Origin of the sequence: Geoglobus acetivorans (assembly GCF_039641995.1) — an archaeon.
GTDB lineage: Archaea > Halobacteriota > Archaeoglobi > Archaeoglobales > Archaeoglobaceae > Geoglobus > Geoglobus acetivorans.
The window spans coordinates 1,813,378-1,830,967 of sequence record NZ_CP087714.1 but is presented as its reverse complement, the minus strand read 5'-3'; the positions used below and the strand labels follow the sequence as shown (position 1 = coordinate 1,830,967).

At 46.7% G+C, this 17,590-nt stretch carries 21 protein-coding genes; 11 read left to right on the top strand and 10 right to left on the bottom strand.

Translation table 11 applies throughout. The features are described 5' to 3' along the window. The gene (locus LPQ35_RS10765; protein ID WP_193807028.1) at positions 1 to 1,587 is read right to left on the bottom strand and encodes a 2-oxoacid:acceptor oxidoreductase subunit alpha; all 1,587 of its coding nucleotides are present in this window, start codon (positions 1,585 to 1,587) and stop codon (positions 1 to 3) included. Positions 1,588 to 1,641: 54 nt separating this feature from the next. Beyond that, entirely contained in the window at positions 1,642 to 1,932 is a 291-nt protein-coding gene (locus LPQ35_RS10760; RefSeq protein WP_048091183.1) for a DUF211 domain-containing protein, read from the bottom strand. Between the two features lie 38 nt (positions 1,933 to 1,970). On the opposite strand from LPQ35_RS10760, the gene LPQ35_RS10755 reads away from it, so the two are divergent. Beyond that, positions 1,971 to 2,609: a histidinol phosphate phosphatase domain-containing protein gene (locus LPQ35_RS10755; RefSeq protein ID WP_193807029.1), complete on the top strand. Its 639-nt coding sequence runs from the start codon at positions 1,971 to 1,973 to the stop codon at positions 2,607 to 2,609. On the opposite strand, the gene LPQ35_RS10750 is transcribed toward LPQ35_RS10755, so the two are convergent. The 7 genes from LPQ35_RS10750 to LPQ35_RS10720 all read right to left on the bottom strand — a co-directional run bounded on the left by LPQ35_RS10750 (position 2,583) and on the right by LPQ35_RS10720 (position 7,483). After that, a complete protein-coding gene (locus tag LPQ35_RS10750) occupies positions 2,583 to 3,488 on the bottom strand; it encodes a polyprenyl synthetase family protein (RefSeq protein ID WP_193807030.1) in 906 nt (301 codons plus the stop codon). The two genes, LPQ35_RS10755 and LPQ35_RS10750, sit on opposite strands and share 27 nt — an antisense overlap. Positions 3,489 to 3,526: 38 nt before the next feature. Further along, positions 3,527 to 4,429, bottom strand: a complete 903-nt coding sequence (locus tag LPQ35_RS10745) for a deoxyhypusine synthase (RefSeq protein ID WP_193807031.1) — start codon at positions 4,427 to 4,429, stop codon at positions 3,527 to 3,529. Next, a complete protein-coding gene (locus tag LPQ35_RS10740) occupies positions 4,426 to 5,868 on the bottom strand; it encodes an RtcB family protein (RefSeq protein WP_193807032.1) in 1,443 nt (480 codons plus the stop codon). The genes LPQ35_RS10745 and LPQ35_RS10740 overlap by 4 nt, the downstream gene beginning before the upstream one ends. 170 nt (positions 5,869 to 6,038) lie before the next feature. Next, positions 6,039 to 6,365: a twin-arginine translocase TatA/TatE family subunit gene (locus LPQ35_RS10735; RefSeq protein ID WP_193807033.1), complete on the bottom strand. Its 327-nt coding sequence runs from the start codon at positions 6,363 to 6,365 to the stop codon at positions 6,039 to 6,041. After that, positions 6,362 to 6,670 (bottom strand): twin-arginine translocase TatA/TatE family subunit, encoded by a 309-nt coding sequence (locus LPQ35_RS10730; protein WP_193807034.1) that lies wholly within the window; start codon positions 6,668 to 6,670, stop codon positions 6,362 to 6,364. The genes LPQ35_RS10735 and LPQ35_RS10730 overlap by 4 nt, the downstream gene beginning before the upstream one ends. Positions 6,671 to 6,707: 37 nt before the next feature. Then, positions 6,708 to 7,079, bottom strand: a complete 372-nt coding sequence (locus LPQ35_RS10725; protein WP_193807036.1) for a hypothetical protein — start codon at positions 7,077 to 7,079, stop codon at positions 6,708 to 6,710. Between the two features lie 5 nt (positions 7,080 to 7,084). After that, positions 7,085 to 7,483 (bottom strand): 2-oxoacid:acceptor oxidoreductase family protein, encoded by a 399-nt coding sequence (locus LPQ35_RS10720; protein ID WP_193807038.1) that lies wholly within the window; start codon positions 7,481 to 7,483, stop codon positions 7,085 to 7,087. Between the two features lie 100 nt (positions 7,484 to 7,583). Between LPQ35_RS10720 and LPQ35_RS10715 the strand changes: the two genes are divergently transcribed. Further along, positions 7,584 to 8,666 (top strand): DUF373 family protein, encoded by a 1,083-nt coding sequence (locus LPQ35_RS10715; RefSeq protein ID WP_193807040.1) that lies wholly within the window; start codon positions 7,584 to 7,586, stop codon positions 8,664 to 8,666. Here LPQ35_RS10715 and LPQ35_RS10710 read toward each other — a convergent pair. Beyond that, positions 8,658 to 9,566, bottom strand: coding sequence for a TIGR00269 family protein (locus tag LPQ35_RS10710; RefSeq protein ID WP_193807042.1), 909 nt, complete (start codon positions 9,564 to 9,566; stop codon positions 8,658 to 8,660). The two genes, LPQ35_RS10715 and LPQ35_RS10710, sit on opposite strands and share 9 nt — an antisense overlap. A gap of 36 nt (positions 9,567 to 9,602) precedes the next feature. Here LPQ35_RS10710 and LPQ35_RS10705 point away from each other — a divergent pair, with 36 nt between their 5' ends. Genes LPQ35_RS10705 through LPQ35_RS10665 form a run of 9 tightly spaced genes read left to right on the top strand, consistent with a single transcriptional unit; the run spans position 9,603 to position 17,589 of the window. Further along, entirely contained in the window at positions 9,603 to 10,460 is an 858-nt protein-coding gene (locus LPQ35_RS10705; RefSeq protein ID WP_193807044.1) for an RIO1 family regulatory kinase/ATPase, read from the top strand. Then, on the top strand, positions 10,457 to 12,328 hold the full coding sequence (locus LPQ35_RS10700; protein WP_346297644.1) for a DUF460 domain-containing protein: 1,872 nt from the start codon (positions 10,457 to 10,459) through the stop codon (positions 12,326 to 12,328). The genes LPQ35_RS10705 and LPQ35_RS10700 overlap by 4 nt, the downstream gene beginning before the upstream one ends. Positions 12,329 to 12,353: 25 nt before the next feature. Then, positions 12,354 to 12,992 (top strand): PrsW family glutamic-type intramembrane protease, encoded by a 639-nt coding sequence (locus LPQ35_RS10695; RefSeq protein ID WP_193807048.1) that lies wholly within the window; start codon positions 12,354 to 12,356, stop codon positions 12,990 to 12,992. 26 nt (positions 12,993 to 13,018) lie between these two features. Then, complete coding sequence (locus LPQ35_RS10690; RefSeq protein ID WP_048091211.1) at positions 13,019 to 13,252, top strand: Lrp/AsnC ligand binding domain-containing protein; 234 nt, start codon at positions 13,019 to 13,021, stop codon at positions 13,250 to 13,252. A 1-nt stretch (position 13,253) separates the two neighbouring features. Continuing rightward, entirely contained in the window at positions 13,254 to 13,913 is a 660-nt protein-coding gene (locus LPQ35_RS10685; protein WP_193807050.1) for a DUF5612 domain-containing protein, read from the top strand. A gap of 52 nt (positions 13,914 to 13,965) precedes the next feature. Beyond that, on the top strand, positions 13,966 to 15,921 hold the full coding sequence (locus LPQ35_RS10680; protein WP_193807052.1) for a 4Fe-4S binding protein: 1,956 nt from the start codon (positions 13,966 to 13,968) through the stop codon (positions 15,919 to 15,921). Next, the gene (locus LPQ35_RS10675) at positions 15,918 to 16,409 is read left to right on the top strand and encodes a 4Fe-4S dicluster domain-containing protein (protein WP_193807054.1); all 492 of its coding nucleotides are present in this window, start codon (positions 15,918 to 15,920) and stop codon (positions 16,407 to 16,409) included. The genes LPQ35_RS10680 and LPQ35_RS10675 overlap by 4 nt, the downstream gene beginning before the upstream one ends. Then, positions 16,406 to 17,206: a heterodisulfide reductase-related iron-sulfur binding cluster gene (locus tag LPQ35_RS10670; protein ID WP_193807056.1), complete on the top strand. Its 801-nt coding sequence runs from the start codon at positions 16,406 to 16,408 to the stop codon at positions 17,204 to 17,206. The genes LPQ35_RS10675 and LPQ35_RS10670 overlap by 4 nt, the downstream gene beginning before the upstream one ends. Then, positions 17,203 to 17,589, top strand: a complete 387-nt coding sequence (locus tag LPQ35_RS10665; protein WP_193807058.1) for a hydrogenase iron-sulfur subunit — start codon at positions 17,203 to 17,205, stop codon at positions 17,587 to 17,589. Before LPQ35_RS10670 ends, LPQ35_RS10665 begins: the two co-directional genes overlap by 4 nt. Position 17,590: the final 1 nt, after the last annotated feature.

The following is a 17,590-nucleotide window of genomic DNA, read 5'->3' as shown; positions in this document are numbered from 1 at the left end:
CTATCCCCCCAGAAGTTCCCTGAGTTCGTCAGGTGTGAACGGTCTTCCATCCCATTTGTTCACTTTTCTAACCTCAACACCGTGCATCTCAAGAAGTTTCGCAAGCTGTCCGGTATAGTTCTGCTCCACCACGATGGCTTGATCAAGACCGGGTTTAATGAACGGTCTGAGGTATCTCGGCACCGCTACACTGTATCCAAGTTCCTCGGCAACCTCGTAAACTGGACCAAATGTAGACCCCCATGTTACAACCGTGTCTTTACCCCTTAAAAAGAACTTCCAGGCCCTGTCACGTATGTCCTCTCTCAGCAGATTTTCTTTCAGCATCCTCTTCTCGTGCATCTGAGTTCTAACCGACGCATCGTCGGTGGTTATACCGAATTCGTCGTGTTCGTTGGAGTTTGCCTTTACAATGGCAGGAGGTATTGCGTATTTCGAGATTCCGTTTTCTGTTATTTCATACCGCCTGTATTCTCCTTCACTGCTATCCACAATTTCAATCTCTTCGATCAGATTAGTTCTCTCGATTTCAGCCGTTTTATAGCTTTCAACGAGGTTTTTATCGGTGAGCAGAATGGCTGGAATCTGGTACTTCCATGCGATGTTCATGAGCTCTGCAGACAGGTAAAAGGCATCCTCCACACTGTACGGGCATCCCACAGCCATCGGAAACTCTCCGTGAGCCGGGTGCATCGCAAAATAAAGGTCTTCCTGACCGTGGTATGTTGCCATACCGGTGGATGGTGAGGTTCTCTGCGCCTCGATCACAAGCAGGGGAATCTCTGCCATCCCGGCAAGACTTATCGATTCGGCCATGAGTGCAAAACCCCCACCACTCGTTCCGGTAGCGCTTCTTTTTCCAGCATAAGCACTTCCAATCGCCATGCCCACAGCAGCAATCTCGCTTTCAGGCTGATATGCCACGATTTCTCTCTTTTTTATGAGGTGGTGCAGAATTGGAGATGCCGGGGTCATAGGGTAGGCATAGAAATGGGTCAAACCTGCCGAAATCAACCCCTCTGCTATTGCCACCGCTCCAGACACAAGCTTTTTTCTTCTGCCTATTTTTTTGAGCTTCATTTTCGGATCGTATCTGCTTCTGTAATACTCATACGCGGCTTTTGCTATGGTGATGTCGTCCTTGGCTCTTTCTCCAAACCTGTCCGAAAATATTCCTGCAAGAATTTCGAATTCAATGTCGAGATAAGCGGTGAGGGCACCGAGCGATGCCGCATTCCTGAAAATGTTGGGTTCCTGTTCTTCTTTGATGATTTCAGTCATCGGAATGCCGATGCCCCCGCATTTGAACTTGGTATCGTAGATCAGATCTCCCCTGAGATGGGGCTTGTACAGTTCATACGCGTAATCTTCGAGACAGATCAGCAGGTCGAAGTATTTTCTGTGAGAATTTATCTCTCTGTCCGACATCCTCACAATGCTGGCGTTGTGCCCACCCCGAATTATGGACTGGTATTCCTGATACACAAAAACGCTGTAGCCAAAATGGGCAAAGAGCTCCGCCGCAAGCTCTCCTGCCTCTTTAACACCATCACCCGCAGCACCGACTATGCAAACATTCAAATCCATCGATTTAAAAAGAATTTAAACCCCAATAAAAACTTATTGGTTTTATCTACCCGGTTACCTGTCCTGTTCGGTGAGCACGGTTTCCACAATTCTTTTACCCGCCACAACCTCATCGACGCTGTGAATCACACCCCCGAGACTCTCAATCGTTTTCTTAATTTCATCAAAATCCATATCATCGCCCACTATTGTAATTTTGACGTTCTCTGTATTCTGGTCTATTTCGTAGAGGCTGAGGTTTACTCCGTCAACGAACTCAAGCTCACTGAGTATCTTTGCAAGGAGCAGATTGCTCGGTTCATGGGGTTTTAAAACATCCAGGACAAGCCTTCTTATTCCTGCCACGGAAAAATTATTATCCCGGCATTATTTAACCCTTGTGTATGATTGACCTTCATATCCATTCAACTTTCAGTGATGGTGAGCTGATACCCTCGGAAATATGCAGAAGGCTTTCGGCATTGAACTATGAGGCTTTTGCAATCACCGACCACGTTGATTTCTCGAACATGGATCATGTCGTATCCTCACTTCTGAAACTGAGAGATTTTATGGAGGATTATGAGATTAAGATGATTCCCGGAGTTGAGCTGACCCACATCCCGCCCGGACTCATTGGCAGGGCAGCCAGAATGGCCCGCGAGCTTGGAGCAGAAATCGTCATTGTGCATGGTGAAACGGTTGCAGAACCGGTAAAGGAAGGCACAAATCTTAGCGCTGTAAACGAAGAGATAGACATACTTGCCCATCCGGGACTGGTAGACGAGAGAACGTGCGAAATTGCTTCGGACAATGGAATTTATTTTGAGATTACTTCGAGAAGAGGACACAGCCTGACAAATGGTCATGTGGCAAAAATGGCGCAGAGGTATGGGGTCAAACTCGTACTGAACACGGATTCCCACTCTCCGTTCGATTTCATAACAGGGGAACAGGCGGTGAAGGTTCTAAGAGGTGCGGGAATAGAAGATATTGAAGGAGTTTTCAGAAATTCCTCAGATATTGTGCGCCTCAAGAAGTGAGATTATCTCCCTGTTTTTTGTGACATAGTTCCTTATCATGTTGACGGTCATGTAGTCCACAAGCTGAAGGAGCTTTTCCTTCGCATCACAGCTCGGGAAGGTTTTGAGCGCCTCCTTGCTCATCCCGGTAAATTTCCTGATCAGTTCCAGCACCTCGTCCACAGCATTTCTGAAGCCGACCCTCGCCTCAAGTATGACCGGAAGTGTCATGGACTCAAATTCGCTCTTCTTCTCTTCAAATATTTCCAGAAATTCGAGAAGGTCATCAACAAGCTGATAAGCGATTCCAAGATTCAGTCCGTACTGGAAGAGCCTATCTGCACCTTCAGAATCGCCTGAAACGAATTTATAAGCATTTCTTGCTGAAAAAGCAAAAAGGGATGCAGTTTTTGATTCAATACACCTGAAATAATCATCTCTGCTGAAATCACCAGTGAGACTGTAAACGTCGAGGATTTCCCCCTCGCTCATCACCATACCGGTTCTTGCAAAATTCCTGACAATTTCATGACCATACCTTGATGTAAGCTCAACAGATTTTGAAATGAGCCAGTCTCCAACGAGCATTGCCAGAGACGGGTCGTACTTAACATTCAGAGTTTCCACATTTCTCCTGACCACACCCCTATCTATGATATCATCATGGGCAAGACTTGCGGTGTGAATCAGCTCAACAGCCATTGCCATGTCAATGACATCCTCGTACTTTCCCCCCGCAAGCTTTGCACTGAGCAAAACCACAAGAGGTCTCGTCCTTTTGCCTCCTGCCCTGATAAGATGCTCTATAGCCTTTTTTACCTTGGGCAGGGTTTCGAGATTGTTTACCAACCTGTTCAGCGCGTCATTTATTACTCTGTATTCCTCCCAGCTTTCAATCATCTAACCTTCCCTCGTACTTGGATTTTATATAACTTTTCTCAGGATTTATCCCCAAGCTCATCAACAAGATATGCATAAATCAACGGCAGAGCTATCGTCGCATCCACGTATGCTGTTACAGATTTCGCATTTTCCTTCAGCTTGCACCAGCTCTTCGCCTCATCAAGTGTGGCTCCGCTAAGCCCACCCCACTGGGGCGAATCTGTGGTGATCTGGACAGCATAATCGTAGCCGTGTGCAAGCAGCATTGCCTGGAGTGTGAAATTCTTGGGTACGCCTCCTCCAACGATGACCACTCCGTATCTCTCATGCTGAAAACAGAGATCAACCATTTTCTCAACGTCTTTGATTGGATCATACACCAGCTTTCTGCCGTAAATATAGATGTGCAGACCGAGAATCGAGTCATGGAGTGTTGGGGCGAATACAGGAATTTTTTTCTCGTAAGCAACCCTCAAAAACGAATCCTTCGGAAGGTGGCTTCCGATCTCCCACAAAAGCTCATAGCTTGTGTATCTTCCATCCATCCCGGACAGTATCTGAGAAATAAATTCCTCGACTCCTTCGAATGCTTCATTCGATATGAAGACATCATAAATTCTGTTTATGTTCTCCCTGCTCAGTTCAACATCGTCAACCTCGTCGCTCCCTCTTTCATGCCTGAAACCGAGAGCCTCAGCTATTTCATGGGTAACGTTGGCTCCGGTCGTTACAAGAACGCTTGTAAAATCTTTTTCAAGGATCCCCCTGATTATTCCCCTCATTCCTGCAGGGATCATCGCTCCGGCAAGAGTGAAAAAAATGAAGCTGTTGTTTTCAATCATCTCTCTGTAGATTTCTGCAGCTTCGCCAAGTCTTCTTGCATTGTATGCAGTGTCCTTCATCTGCTTGATCAAATCCGAGGCCCTAATGCCTTCTGAAATGCTGATTTCCCTTATCATCCCTTTGCAACTCCCAGCGGTCTCAGTCTTGCTACGATTTTCGAGATACCTGCCCGATCAACGACATTCACAACATCGTCGCTGCTCTTGTATGCCTGAGGTGCCTCTTCAGCAAGCAATGCTCCGTGCGTGGCCCTGACGTAAATACCCTCCTTCATGAGGTCCGCCTTTATTCTGTCTCCTCTCAGCTTTCTTTTCGCTGCCGCTCTGCTCATGACCCTGCCACTGCCATGGCAGGTCGAGCCGAAAGTTTCATCCATGGCCTTCTCTGTCCCGACGAGAACGTAACTCGGAGTTCCCATGCTTCCGGGAATTATCACGGGCTGACCAACATCTCTGTATATTGCCGGGACTTCCTTACTGCCAGGTCCAAAGGCTCTGGTCGCACCCTTTCTGTGGACGACGACCCTGAATTTCTCCCCCTCGACCACATGGGTTTCAAACTTGGCGATGTTGTGAGCAACATCATAAACAAGGTCCATTCCGAGGTCTTCCTCACTCATGCCAAATACCTTCTGGAACGTTTCTCTCACCCAGTGGGTTATGATCTGCCTGTTTGTCCATGCGAAGTTGGCCGAAGAAGCCATACCGCCAAAGTAGTCCTCTCCCTCTCTGCTGCTTATTGGGGCACAGGCGAGCTGCCTGTCTGGCAGCTTTATCCGGTATTTCTTAACGGCCTTGTCAAGCACGGTCAGAAAATCGGTACATACCTGGTGTCCGAGGCCTCTGCTGCCTGTGTGGATCATCACGGTAACCATTCCTTCCTCCAGCCCAAACGCTCTGGCAGTTTCGTGGTCGTATATCTTGTCCACATACTGGATTTCGAGGAAATGATTACCGCTGCCGAGTGTGCCGAGCTGGCCCCTTCCTCGGTTTCTTGCTCTTTTGCTCACAACCTCTGGTTTGGCTCCATCAAGCGCTCCGTTCTCCTCACACCTGTCTGCATCCTCCTTTCTACCATACCCGTTCTCGATTGCCCATTTAACACCGTCAACAAATATCTCATCAAGCTCTCTGTCGGTAACCCTGAGCCTCCCCTCACTCCCAACTCCTGAGGGAACAGCAACAAAGAGTTCGTCAACAAGGGTCTTTATTTTCGGTTTGACGTCATCAACCTTCAGACTGGTTGTTAAAAGCCTGACACCGCAGTTTATGTCGAAACCCACTCCACCGGGGCTTACAACACCGTCTTCGGCATCAAACGCCGCAACACCACCGATTGGAAAACCATACCCCACATGAACGTCAGGCATAACCAGGGATGCGACCTGTATTCCAGGCATTGTTGCAACATTGGCCGCCTGAACCATCGCATCTCGTTCCAGCATCTCCATGAGCTTTCTGTTGATATAGAAATAAGCCGGCACCCTCATGCCAGTTTTGTATGATTTTGGCAGTTCCCACTTGTAATCCGTAATCTTTTTCAGAATGTTCTCCATGAAGAAAATGGGTCGGTGGGGGTATTAATTTATTATGCTCACCTCTCCTGCCCGACCATCTCCCTCTGCAGGAAAAACCTGAATGGAGCGGGCGCATGTGACTTTATGAGAAAACACGCAAACTGATGGGCGCCTGTCAGGCAAAAATTTTCATAAAAACCAAAAAGGAGTTAAGGCTCAGCCTTCTCTTTTGGAATTGCCTTTCTTATCTCCTCGAGGAGTTCGTCATCGCTTTTACCTTCGGGATCGATTTTCAGCGCTCTTGCCATTTCCTCAAGCTTTTCTCTTTTCTCCTTTTCCCTGTTTTCGTATTTTCCTTCCCTGAGGCTTTTCTCGAACTCCACGAGCTCAAGCTCTGCCTCTCTCTGGGCCTTCTTGAACTCGCCTGAGGCTTTACCTATGCTTCTTGCCAGCTCAGGGAGCTTATTTGCCCCGAACAGCAGCACAGCAATCAGAAGAATCAGCAACAGTTCGTTGGGTCCGACTCCACCAATCATTGTTTCACCTCACTTTCAGAACTACTCGATTCACGATTATTTATATCTTTAGGTTGCTCGAATTCAACAATATTTTTCCTGACAGACTCGGTAATGGACTTCTCTCTGACCTCATTCACCTTCTGAAGAATGGATTCATCCGGGGGGCTGAACCCGTACAGTATTTCGAGTTCAAGCCTTCTACGGGCTTTTTTGTACTCTGCATAAAGCCTGCCCATTTTCCTTGCCGCATCGACCATGTTGTCGGGGCCCAGCAGGAGCAGTGCGAGGATTATCACGAGCCCCATCTCTCCCCAGCCAAACATTCAACAAAAACTAAAAATGAAAGGCTATTAAATCTTTTTATTGATGCTCACTTTCTAAGTGCTCAAGAATCCTGTATTTCTCTTCAATCTCCAATGCGATTCTCTTAAGGCTGCTGTCAGAGAAGGTTTTGAATCTCCCCTGTATTCTGAAATACTCTTCAAGATCTCTTCTGTTAATGGCTGCCCTTTTGCTAAGCTCCGATATCCTGAGCCTTCCGTCATACTCCCAGAGAATCCATGCAAGTGTTTCAACAGCCATTCTCGCAACGTCCACAGTCATGCTGGCGTCAAATCTCCAGCCGGGAGGGCATGGCGCGTGAACATGTATAAACCGGAATCCTTCAAGTCTACCCGCCCTCCTGAATTTCCTTCTGAGGTCATTCACGTAACCCACGCTCGCAGTCGCCACGCAGCTCATGCAGAGAATGCATCGCTCATTGCCGAATTGACGACGGGCCATCCTGCCACAACCAGACCAAAATTCAGAGCTATGGAGCTCGCATTTATGGCAATCGTTCCGGGATTATTGAGTTCCTTGTCGGTGTTCACGACAACAAGCTCTGAGGCACTCACTTCAAAATCCAGCCTGTCATCAAAAACCACGAGTATGTCTGGCCGGGATATCTTTGACCTTTTTCTTATGGGCGTTTCTGACACACGCAGATGAGCCATGACCTTCGCCCCCCTTCTCTCAGCACCGAACTGGGGCATGGCCTGGGTGTAGTAGCCTTCATAAAGTCCGGCCCTCGCAAGTATTCTTGCAAAGGTTATGCCACCCTGTCCGCCCCTGCATATTACGGAAACTTCCCTCATCCAGACCCCAGTCTGACAGGATTGTTATAAATTTTACTTAATTTCACATCAGGACACAAAAATTGTTTTAAACTTATGGAAATAAATTCGGAATAGAACAATGAAATTGATTATAGTTATCGACAGGGACGATGACATTGGAAGGAAAACGGAGTTCAAAACGCCCATAGTGGGAAGAAAGGCCAGCATGGATGCGGCAATCCAGCTCGGGATTACTGACCCTGAAGACAGTGACCTGAACACGATATTCGGAGCAATAAAGATCTACGACAGGATGAAAACGGAGGGCGAGGACGTCGAGATAGCGATCATTTCTGGGGACGAGAATGTGGGCGTCATATCTGACTCGAGAATAGCGGAGCAGGTGGATTATCTCAAAAAGAAGTTCAACGCCAGCAATGTCATCCTCGTTACTGATGGAAGCGAGGACGAATTTGTAATTCCGATAATATCCTCAAGATTCAAGGTTGATGCCGTGAACAGAATAGTTGTCAAGCAGAGCAAGAGTCTCGAAAGCACGTATTACCTGATCAAAAAAATGTTTGAAGACCCAAAAATCGCAAAGGCCACGCTGTCACCACTTGGCATAATACTGCTGATATTCTCAATATTCTCTCTGCTCGGATTGAGAGATATTGGGTACGGGACTATCGTGTTCTTCATAGGGTCATACCTGCTGCTTAAGGCGTACGGTATGGATTACGCAATTGAAGACTACTTCTCGACCATAAAGAACTCCCTGCTCGAGGGGAGATTCTCATTCATCACATACATAGTTTCGCTCATACTCGTCATTGTCGGTATTATTCAGGGCCTCAACAGCGTCTGGAAGCTTCTAAACAGCCCTGTTGCGGCAGGGGCCGTTTACCTCATAACCACGTTCATCTATGGCAGTCTGTGGTGGACGATTGCAGGAGGGGTCAGCATAATAGTCGGAAGGATATTCGATGCATTCATTGAGAAGAAACCCATGAGAAGATACATATCCATGATGTTTCTCCTGTTTTCAGCCGGTCTGATTTTCTGGGGAGGTTCGGTATACATAATCTCGTCAACGGAGGCCTATGCACATCTGAGGGAGAACGCACTTTACTACTTCATGATGGCACTTTTCGGAGCTTTTGTATCCGGAATAATAGGGGTTCTGCCCATCAGGTACTATAGCTCAAAAGATTCAAATTAGACCAAGCTCTCTCTTCAGCTCACATGCCTGACATATTCTTCTGGGGGTTGGTTCTCCGCAAAGCTCGCAGCTATTCAGATCAATCTGGGGATACATCTCCCACAGACACGGGAGGAGTGTCTCAAAACTCCTCATAATCGAGAACTTCCTGCCAGGATATTTGTTTTCAAATTCGTATAGAAAATCCCTTACTGCAGCCCTCACAGGCTCTCTGCTGTACGGACATTCCTCAAGCGAGACGGGAAGATTGTGCAGCAGAGCATACACCACAATTTCCCGCTCGTAAATCTCCCTCAGGGGCTTAATTCTCATCACAAGCCCCTTCTGAACTCTGGAGGGAACAAGTCTCGCCATTCTCTCGATGTCAGATTGGAGAAAATTGAGCAGAATTGTCTGAGTCTCATCGTCAAGATTGTGGCCTGTGGCAAGTTTCGTGGCTCCAATTTCCTTCGCTTTTTTGTTCAAAAGGTACTTCCTGAAAACCCCGCAGTATGAGCATGCGTTTCTGTTCCCCTTTTTAACTATCTCATCCAGCTCAAGTCCTATTTCATCCCTGAATGATACGACATGATGCTCGATATCAAGCTCCCTGCAGAGTCTCTCGGAAATCTCAACTGTTGGGGGGCGGTAGCCCTCGATACCCTCATCAACCGTTATCGCATGAAGCTCAATGTCCCTTCTCTCACCGTAGAGAGTTTTTAAAACCTGTGCCAGCACCACACTATCCTTTCCACCGCTCAGTGCCACCGCAATTCTCTCGTTTCTTCGAACCATTCTGTATTTCCTGATGCTTCTCTTTACACGTTTCAGAAAATTTTCAACAAAGTGCTTTCTGCACAGGTGTTTTCCTGAGTGTCTCTGAAAGTACACGGCCTTCCTGTTACAGTAGGAACAGTTCACGAAAGTTGTTTATACTGGGTCTGGTTTAAATAATATGTGCAGGACCTGATTGAGCTTTACAGGGGACTTGATAGAAAGGATGAATGCATCCTCAACGCCATTTTTGACAACATGTGGGATTTTGAGTATGTCCCCGTTCATGCCATCGCCAGAGAATGTGGAATTAGCGAGGAAAAGATAGAACTCGCGTTGAAAAAACTCGGTGGGATGAGAATAACTGAAAACAAATATACTGAATACCTCGGAGCGAGCTTTACGTTCAAGGGTCTTTCGGTTTTCTCACTCAAACGGCTGGTGAATAAAAACGCAGTATCGATGCTGGGCAACATCATGGGAGAGGGAAAGGAGAGCGTTGTGTACAATGCAATGTCGGAGAGATACGGCGAGGTCGTCGTGAAGTTCCACAGAGTCGGATATCCGAGCTTCAAAAAGGTCAAGGAAAAGAGGGATTACGGAAGCCTCCATTACACAGTTCTTACAGTGAGGTCTGCAAAAAGAGAATATAATGCCCTGAAAAAGCTTTATGGATATGCCAGCGTTCCCCAGCCGGTTGCATGGGAGGGGAATGCCGTTGTTACAAGACTCATAGATGCCAAGGAACTTTTCAGGGTGAAAATATCGAATCCGGGAGATGTACTTGACATGATTCTGGAAGAGATCAAAAAAATGTATGCCCGTGGCATAATCCACGGAGATTTGAGTCAGTTCAACATTCTCGTTAATAGCGATGGTGTCTGGATAATCGATTTTCCGCAATCTGTTGACACCAAGGACCCGATGGCCCAGGAATATCTCGAACGAGACGTGAAAAACGTTCTCGATTACTTTGAGAGAACATACAGATTGAAAAAAGATTTAAAAGAGGTCATGAAATATATTAAAGACGAAACATGAAAATTATCGGGGTTGACATAATAAAAGGTTCTGCAACAGCAAAATCGAGATATGCTGCATATTTCATAAGTGATGGCTCGGAATGGAGCAAGGAGGTTTCAAAACACCGGCTTTTGAAATACATAAAGGAAATAAGGCCCGATATTGTAGCTGTCGACAACATCTTCGAACTGTTTGAGAGCAGGAGGGAGCTTGTGTCTTTCCTCAAATCCATCCCTCCATCCACTGACATCGTTCAAACTGCAGGCAAGCAGTCTCTTCCAGCTTTGGCAAAGAGATACGGGATAAGAATGGATCCGAAAAATCCGTTTGATGAGGCAAAAGCATCGGCTCTTCTTGCAAAATACGGTGTCGGAGAGATAGTTTCGGTTTTCACGGACAAGACCGTGATAAAGGTTTCGAGAAATAGGAGCCTGGGGAAAGGAGGATGGAGGCAGAACAAATACAGGAGGAAAGTTCACGACAGTGTAAGGGCTGTCTTCAGAGAGATAAAAAAGATTCTGGATGAAAAGGGGCTTGAGTATGTTGAAGAAATTAGGAGAGGATATGGGGGCATAAGCAGGGGAATTCTCATCGTCAACAGTCCCAGAGAAAACGTTCCAATCAACTCGTTCAGGCTGAGAGATGTCCAGGTCAATGTCAGTGCCGTTGAAAAGGAAAAAATCGAATTCATTCCAATGAAAAAGCACACCAGGTACACGATTGTCGGAATCGATCCCGGCACCACAGTTGGTGTTGCAGTTCTCGACCTGAACGGCCATGTCATATCTGTAAAAAGCAAAAAAGGCTGGAGCTATTCAGAGGTTACAGAGTTCATACTGTCTCACGGAAAGCCCGTCATAATCGCCACGGATAAAAAAAATGCCCCGGAATACGTTCAGAAAATGAGGGCCTCCTTTAACTGCACCCTGTACACACCAAAAGAGGACCTGCCTGTGGAAAAGAAGGTTCTCACCTCATCTTACCAGCCATTCAACGACCACGAAAGAGACGCTCTTGCCTCCGCAATCGATGCATTCAATGCATACAGAAACAAGTTCAGAAATATAGAAAAACGCATTCCTGAAGGATTCGATTTTGAAGAGATAAAGGCCGGGATCATCAAGGGAATGAGCCTTAAATCCCTTATTGAAAAGAGTGAATTCCATGAACCGTCTAAGGAGAAAACTGAACCCCGGTTTGATCTGGAAGAGATAAAGAGGAGAGACAGGCTCATTGCTGAACTTAAAGAGGAAAACAGAAGACTCAGCACTCAAATCAGAGAATTGAAAAAGGAAATTGAGAGGTTACAGGATAAAATCCACAAAATCGCCAGTGAAGAGTACAGAAAGGTAAGAGAGCTGAACCACATCAAATCGCTCGAGGGTGAAATAAAAACCCTGAAAAAGGTTATCGCCGACAAGGACAGAACAATCAGGGAGCTTGAAAGTAAAATAGAAGAGCTCAGAAGCATAAAGTATCTCGAGTTCAGAGGATGGAAGGCGATAAAAACACTGAGGAAGTTCACAAAGGAGGAGATAGAGAGGCTGATATCCACCATAGGCCTTGATGAGGGCGAGGTTGTGTACATTTCCGACGCCGGTGGTGGAGGAAAAAGTGCCGCCGAACTGCTGGTAAACAGAAGGATAAAGGCAGTGCTGTTCTCAGGCGAGATGTCCCATTACGCAAAAGAAGTTTTTGAAAGGAGCAAGATCCCAATAATTGACCTCGAGAGGCTCGAAACAAAGCAGTTTGAGGATTTCATTCTTGTGAGAGCCGACAGGCTTGATGCAGAAATCCAGAGAGCCATAGAAGAGATTGAAAAGAGGACACTGAACAGGCTTGAGGAAATGATACTCGATTACAGAAACAGGAGAAAAATGTTTTAATATTGCCAAATATAAATCCACGCCAATGGACATCACCACGATAGCCATCCTGTCTTACGCACCCGCTCTGTTCCTCCTGTGGTACGTTTACAGCAAGGATAGGATAGAGTCGGAGCCAAAAAGATATGTGGTGGCAGTTTTCCTGGCATCCTCAACAGTCTCAACGACACTCGCTCTTCTGCTGGAACAGATTACTCCCGCTATCCTCACATTCTACCTCGCACCGTTTATCGAGGAATTCACGAAGTTTCTCGCATTGCTCATCCCGTACTGGAAAAAGCAGATGGATGGAGTCATGGATGGTGTTGTATACGGTGTGGCGGCAGGACTTGGTTTTGCATCATTCGAAAACCTCATGTACGGGCTGTCCTTTGGGCAGGACGTCGCTCTCACAAGGGCTTTTCTCACACCGGTTGCACATTCAACATTCACCGCAATAACCGGAGTGGGGCTTGGACTCAAGGCTGAAGGGAAAACCTCAAGTGTTCTCCCCTATCTGATCACCGGAAGCTTTTTCCACCTGTGGTGGAATTTCTCAGCCCTCAACGGATTGTGGGTTATCCCGATGCTGATAACGAACGCCTTTGTTCTTTACAGTCTCATAAAGCTTGGAATGAAAGAAGATATCGAAAAAATCGAATATTACCTCCTGCGAAAGATTTAATATGTTTCTCAGACCTTATTTTAATTATGGCTATTGGCTTTGTCCTGATAAAGGTGATGCCGAGAAAGGAGAGAAAAGTCTATGACAGACTCCTGAAACTCCAGGAAGTCGAGGAGATATACCCTCTTTTCGGAGAATACGACCTGATTGCAAAAATCAATGTTAAGGACTTTGAGGAACTCAGCGAGGTTGTTGTGAACAACATAAGGTCGATAGAGGGTGTTATAGAGACAAAAACACTGACCGGAGCGAAGTTCTGATATGATCAGGGGATTGCAGATTATTGCGGAAAACAGGGTTGGTGTGCTTAGGGATGTTACTGCCAAGGTAGCCGAGCATGGAGGAAACATCACCTATGCCCAGAGCTTCATCATAGAATACGGAGAGTACAGAAACAAGGCTATGATCTACCTCGAAATTGAAGGAGGGGATTTTGACAGGATAATTAACGAAATCCGGGAATTTCCCACAACAGTTGAGGTTACCGAGGAGAAACCCTTTGAAAAGGTATTTGGCAAAAGGATTCTGATTTTTGGTGGGGGAGCACTGGTTTCTCAGGTAGCCCTCGGTGCGGTTACCGAGGCTGACAGACACAACCTGAGGGGTGAGCGGATCAGCGTTGATACGATGCCTCTCGTTGGCGAGGATGAGCTTGTCGATGCGGTCAGGGCTGTTTCAAGGCTCCATAGGGCAGAGGTGCTTGTGCTTGCCGGAGGACTCATGGGCGGAAGGATTGCGGACGAGGTAAAGAAGCTGAGAAAAACGGGAATCCCTGTGATCAGTCTCAACATGTTCGGTTCTGTGCCAAAAGTGAGCGACATTGTTGTGACGGACCCGGTAATGGCGGGAACGCTTGCAGTCATGCACGCATCCGAGAAAGCCCAGTTCGATATAACGAAGGTGAAGGGTAGAAAAATCTGATACATGATTTCATCAATAATTTTAAATCTGCATTTCTTCAAATACATGCTTAATGAAAAAAGGCATCTTTATCTGCCACTGCGGCACAAACATTTCTGAACGTGTCAATGTCGAACACCTCAAATCCGTTCTCGAATCTGAGGGATATCTTGTGAGAGACCACCTTTTTCTGTGCTCTCAGGATGCAAAACAGCTTATATTAAACTTCCAGGATGAGGTTGACGGATTTGTTATTGCGGCCTGCTCATCCGAAAACCATGAGAATTACTTTTCCAGTTTCATCAGAAAGCCCTTTGTGATCATCAACCTGAGAGAACAGTGTTCATGGCCACACGCAGACAGAAAACATGCCACAAAAAAGGCGGAAGACCTTATCAGAGCGGGCATAAACAAGCTACCTTACATAAAAAAACCGAAAACAGTGAAAACCAAGATGGAGGAGAGTGTAGCGGTTATCGGTGGAGGAATTGCGGGAATCACAGCATCTATCGAGCTCGCCAAACTGGGATACAGGGTGTACATAATCGAAAAGTCTCCATCCATAGGAGGAAAACTCCTGAAATTTGATAAGATATATCCTCTCAACGACTGTGCGTCATGTGTCATCTCATCCCTGATCTCTGAGGTGTCGGCAGCGGAAAACATTCAGATTCATGTTTACACCGAGGTTGAAGAGGTTAGCGGATACCCCGGCAATTTCAGGCTCAGACTGAGAAGAAAGCAGACTTATGTGGACTGGGAAAAATGCACAGGCTGCGGGAAATGCATCGACGCATGCCCGGACAGGGCAAAGGTTCCCAGCGAATTTGACGACGGTCTGACTTTCAGAAAGGCCATGTACATCTATTCTCCATTTGCATATCCAAAAAAGGCCGTTCACGATCCAGAAGCCTGTGTTAACTGCGGCAAGAAAAAGATAGGCACCAGAAGGATGCTCAGGAGTGGCAAGGAGTATCAGACACCATGCGAGAAGGCATGTCCCACTGGAGCAATAGACAGGAGTAAAAACTGGAATCCCGAAGGGGAGATTTTCGAAATCAGGGCAGGTTCCATACTGCTCGCAATGGGTTATGAGGTCATGAGCAAGAATTCATTCCCGGAGTTTCCCTCCCACCTCCCAAACGTTGTCACGGGGATACAGATGGAGAGAATCCTGTCCCCGACTGGCCCCACAGGTGGGGAACTCCTCGTTCCTGAAACCCTCAGAAAGCCCGAAGCGATCTCATTCATTTCGTGTGTTGGAAGCAGGGATGAAAGGTACCACACCTACTGCTCAAAGGTATGCTGCATGTACATGCTCAAGCAGGCAAGGCTGATAAAGGAAAGAAATCCCGAAATTGATGTGTTCATACACTACATTGATATAAGGGCTCCCGGAAGGGACCTTGAGGAATACTACACGCTCGCACGCAAGCTCGGAATAAAAATTCTCAGGGGCAGAGTTGGTAATGTGGAACCTCTGAACAACGGGAAGCTAAGAATACTCGGATTCGATTCAGACACAGGAGACCCTGTGGAATACACCGCAGATATGGTCGTTCTTGCAACGGCTGTTGAGCTTCGCGAATCCGAAAGGGATGTTGCAAGAAAAATGAAACTGGATATCGACTCCTCTGGGTTTGTGAAGGAAAAACACCCCAAGCTGCAGACATTCGAGACATCAATAGACGGAATATATCTGGCTGGGTGTGTTCAGGGACCGAAGGATGTTACCGAGACGGTCCTTCAGGCCAAATCTGCAGCCCTCTCCGTCTCCAGTTTTCTCGGCAAGGGAGAGCGAGAGATAAACATCGAGACATTCATTGATGTGGAAAAGTGTACTGGCTGTGGTATGTGCATCATTTCCTGCCCGTTCAGGGCAATAACCGCAGAGAACGACATTCCGGAGATCAATCCGATTTCCTGCAGAAACTGCGGGATCTGCTACTCAGTATGTCCGGTGAAGGCAGTGGATATGGCAACTCACGGCAAGGCAATTGAAAAGGAACTTGAGGGGTTGAAAGCATGAGAACTCTCAACCTGGATATGAAAAATCCAGGCCTCAAGGAGGAGATTGAAAATGACGGTGGATACATAACGGGCTGCATACAGTGCGGTGCCTGCATGAGCATCTGTCCTGTGGCAATTTCGGGATTCGAGTTTCCGAATAAGAGGTTGTTCAAGCTGATAATACTCGAGCTGGAAAGAGAAGTTCTCGAACACAGGTCTCCCTGGATATGCATCTCCTGTCAGAGGTGTGTCCATGTATGCCCGAGGAATGTTAATCCCCATTCCATCTATTTCGCACTCAGAAGATACCAGTCAAAGCAGTTCAGGCATCCGAGGATTTTCGAGGACATAGTGAGGAGCATCTATCAGTATGGATTCGTGATAGAACCTGATAACAGCAAAAGGAGAGAACTGAACCTGCCAGATATAAAACTCGGCAAGGAGGAACTGGACGAAATAAGAATGCTGATGGAAGATAGCAGATTGAGGATTCTTGGAATAATATGACGGGCTATGCTTTCTTTCCCGGATGCAAAGTAGCGTTCGAGATGCCGGAGCTTGAAAGAAAAATCAGAGATACGCTGAGGTATCTCAGCGTCGATGTGGTTGATGTTGGAGGTCTCTCCTGCTGTCCGGGATACGATTCAGTAATGTCCTTTGATTCCACAACGTCCCTCGCAATAACCGCCAGAAATCTGTCCATTGTGGAGGAGCAGAACCTGGACATCCTCACACCATGCAGTGAGTGCTTTTCCGTCTTCAAATATGCGATTTCAAGGCTTGAAGATGAGAAGTTGTTTTTGGACGTGAACTCAAAGCTGGCAAAAATCGGGAGGATTTATCGGGGAAAGATCAGGGTGCTTCACATCACTGACGTTTATTATGACGAAATAGTCAAGAAAAACCCGAAGACCGCAAAGCTCGGGCTTAAAGCCGGAATACACACAGGATGCCATTTGCTGTACACTGAAAAAAGTAGCGAATACCTCGAAAAAATAAAAAGGATTCTGAACAAGATCGGAGTATCTACAGAGAAGTACAGCAGAGAGGACTATTACTGTGGTAAAGGCTCTATAAGGCTTTTGAGTCCTGAATCATCTGCTGAATTCACGGAAAGACTGATTGAGAGCCTTGATGCCGAAACTGATGTCCAAGCAATCGTTGCGGCATGTCCCCACTGTTACGATCAGATTAAAACCGCCCAAGAGTCTCTTCTGGGCAGGGGAAAGATTTCGAAAAGGTACGACGTCTACCACATATCTGAACTGGTGTGGCTGGCCATGGGACCGGGTGAAAGGACATGACTGAAATAGTCGGATTTGCATGCAAATGGTGCGCTTACCGAGCAATAGACCTTGCCGGAAGACTCAAGCTGAAGTATCCTGAGTCCATAAAAATAATCCGGGTTCCCTGTTCAGGAAGAGTTGATGCGGAAACAGTAATGAAGGCATTCAGGCTGGGATTTGACGGCGTTTTTATTGCGGGGTGCCCTGAAAACGAGTGTCATTACATCAGTGGTAACTCAATAGCAAAGAGGAGGGTTAAACTGCTCAAAAAATTGCTGCACAGCCTCAACATAGAACCCGCGAGGCTGGAATTTGTTGAAATCTCCTCAACGGATGCCGTCAAATTCGCTGATTTCGCAGCTGAGTTTCACAGAAGAATTGAGGGACTCACGAGGAGGTGAA

Excerpts from the sequence above, each read along its gene's own strand:
- LPQ35_RS10665 (WP_193807058.1), top strand. The coding sequence starts at position 17,203 with ATGACTGAAATAGTCGGATTTGCATGCAAATGGTGCGCTTACCGAGCA.
- LPQ35_RS10700 (WP_346297644.1), top strand. The coding sequence starts at position 10,457 with ATGAAAATTATCGGGGTTGACATAATAAAAGGTTCTGCAACAGCAAAA.
- LPQ35_RS10690 (WP_048091211.1), top strand. The coding sequence starts at position 13,019 with ATGGCTATTGGCTTTGTCCTGATAAAGGTGATGCCGAGAAAGGAGAGA.
- LPQ35_RS10680 (WP_193807052.1), top strand. The coding sequence starts at position 13,966 with ATGAAAAAAGGCATCTTTATCTGCCACTGCGGCACAAACATTTCTGAA.
- LPQ35_RS10695 (WP_193807048.1), top strand. The coding sequence starts at position 12,354 with ATGGACATCACCACGATAGCCATCCTGTCTTACGCACCCGCTCTGTTC.
- LPQ35_RS10745 (WP_193807031.1), bottom strand. The coding sequence starts at position 4,429 with ATGATAAGGGAAATCAGCATTTCAGAAGGCATTAGGGCCTCGGATTTG.
- LPQ35_RS10675 (WP_193807054.1), top strand. The coding sequence starts at position 15,918 with ATGAGAACTCTCAACCTGGATATGAAAAATCCAGGCCTCAAGGAGGAG.
- LPQ35_RS10755 (WP_193807029.1), top strand. The coding sequence starts at position 1,971 with ATGATTGACCTTCATATCCATTCAACTTTCAGTGATGGTGAGCTGATA.
- LPQ35_RS10740 (WP_193807032.1), bottom strand. The coding sequence starts at position 5,868 with ATGGAGAACATTCTGAAAAAGATTACGGATTACAAGTGGGAACTGCCA.
- LPQ35_RS10670 (WP_193807056.1), top strand. The coding sequence starts at position 16,406 with ATGACGGGCTATGCTTTCTTTCCCGGATGCAAAGTAGCGTTCGAGATG.
- LPQ35_RS10735 (WP_193807033.1), bottom strand. The coding sequence starts at position 6,365 with ATGATTGGTGGAGTCGGACCCAACGAACTGTTGCTGATTCTTCTGATT.
- LPQ35_RS10750 (WP_193807030.1), bottom strand. The coding sequence starts at position 3,488 with ATGATTGAAAGCTGGGAGGAATACAGAGTAATAAATGACGCGCTGAAC.
- LPQ35_RS10685 (WP_193807050.1), top strand. The coding sequence starts at position 13,254 with ATGATCAGGGGATTGCAGATTATTGCGGAAAACAGGGTTGGTGTGCTT.
- LPQ35_RS10765 (WP_193807028.1), bottom strand. The coding sequence starts at position 1,587 with ATGGATTTGAATGTTTGCATAGTCGGTGCTGCGGGTGATGGTGTTAAA.
- LPQ35_RS10715 (WP_193807040.1), top strand. The coding sequence starts at position 7,584 with ATGAAATTGATTATAGTTATCGACAGGGACGATGACATTGGAAGGAAA.
- LPQ35_RS10720 (WP_193807038.1), bottom strand. The coding sequence starts at position 7,483 with ATGAGGGAAGTTTCCGTAATATGCAGGGGCGGACAGGGTGGCATAACC.
- LPQ35_RS10730 (WP_193807034.1), bottom strand. The coding sequence starts at position 6,670 with ATGTTTGGCTGGGGAGAGATGGGGCTCGTGATAATCCTCGCACTGCTC.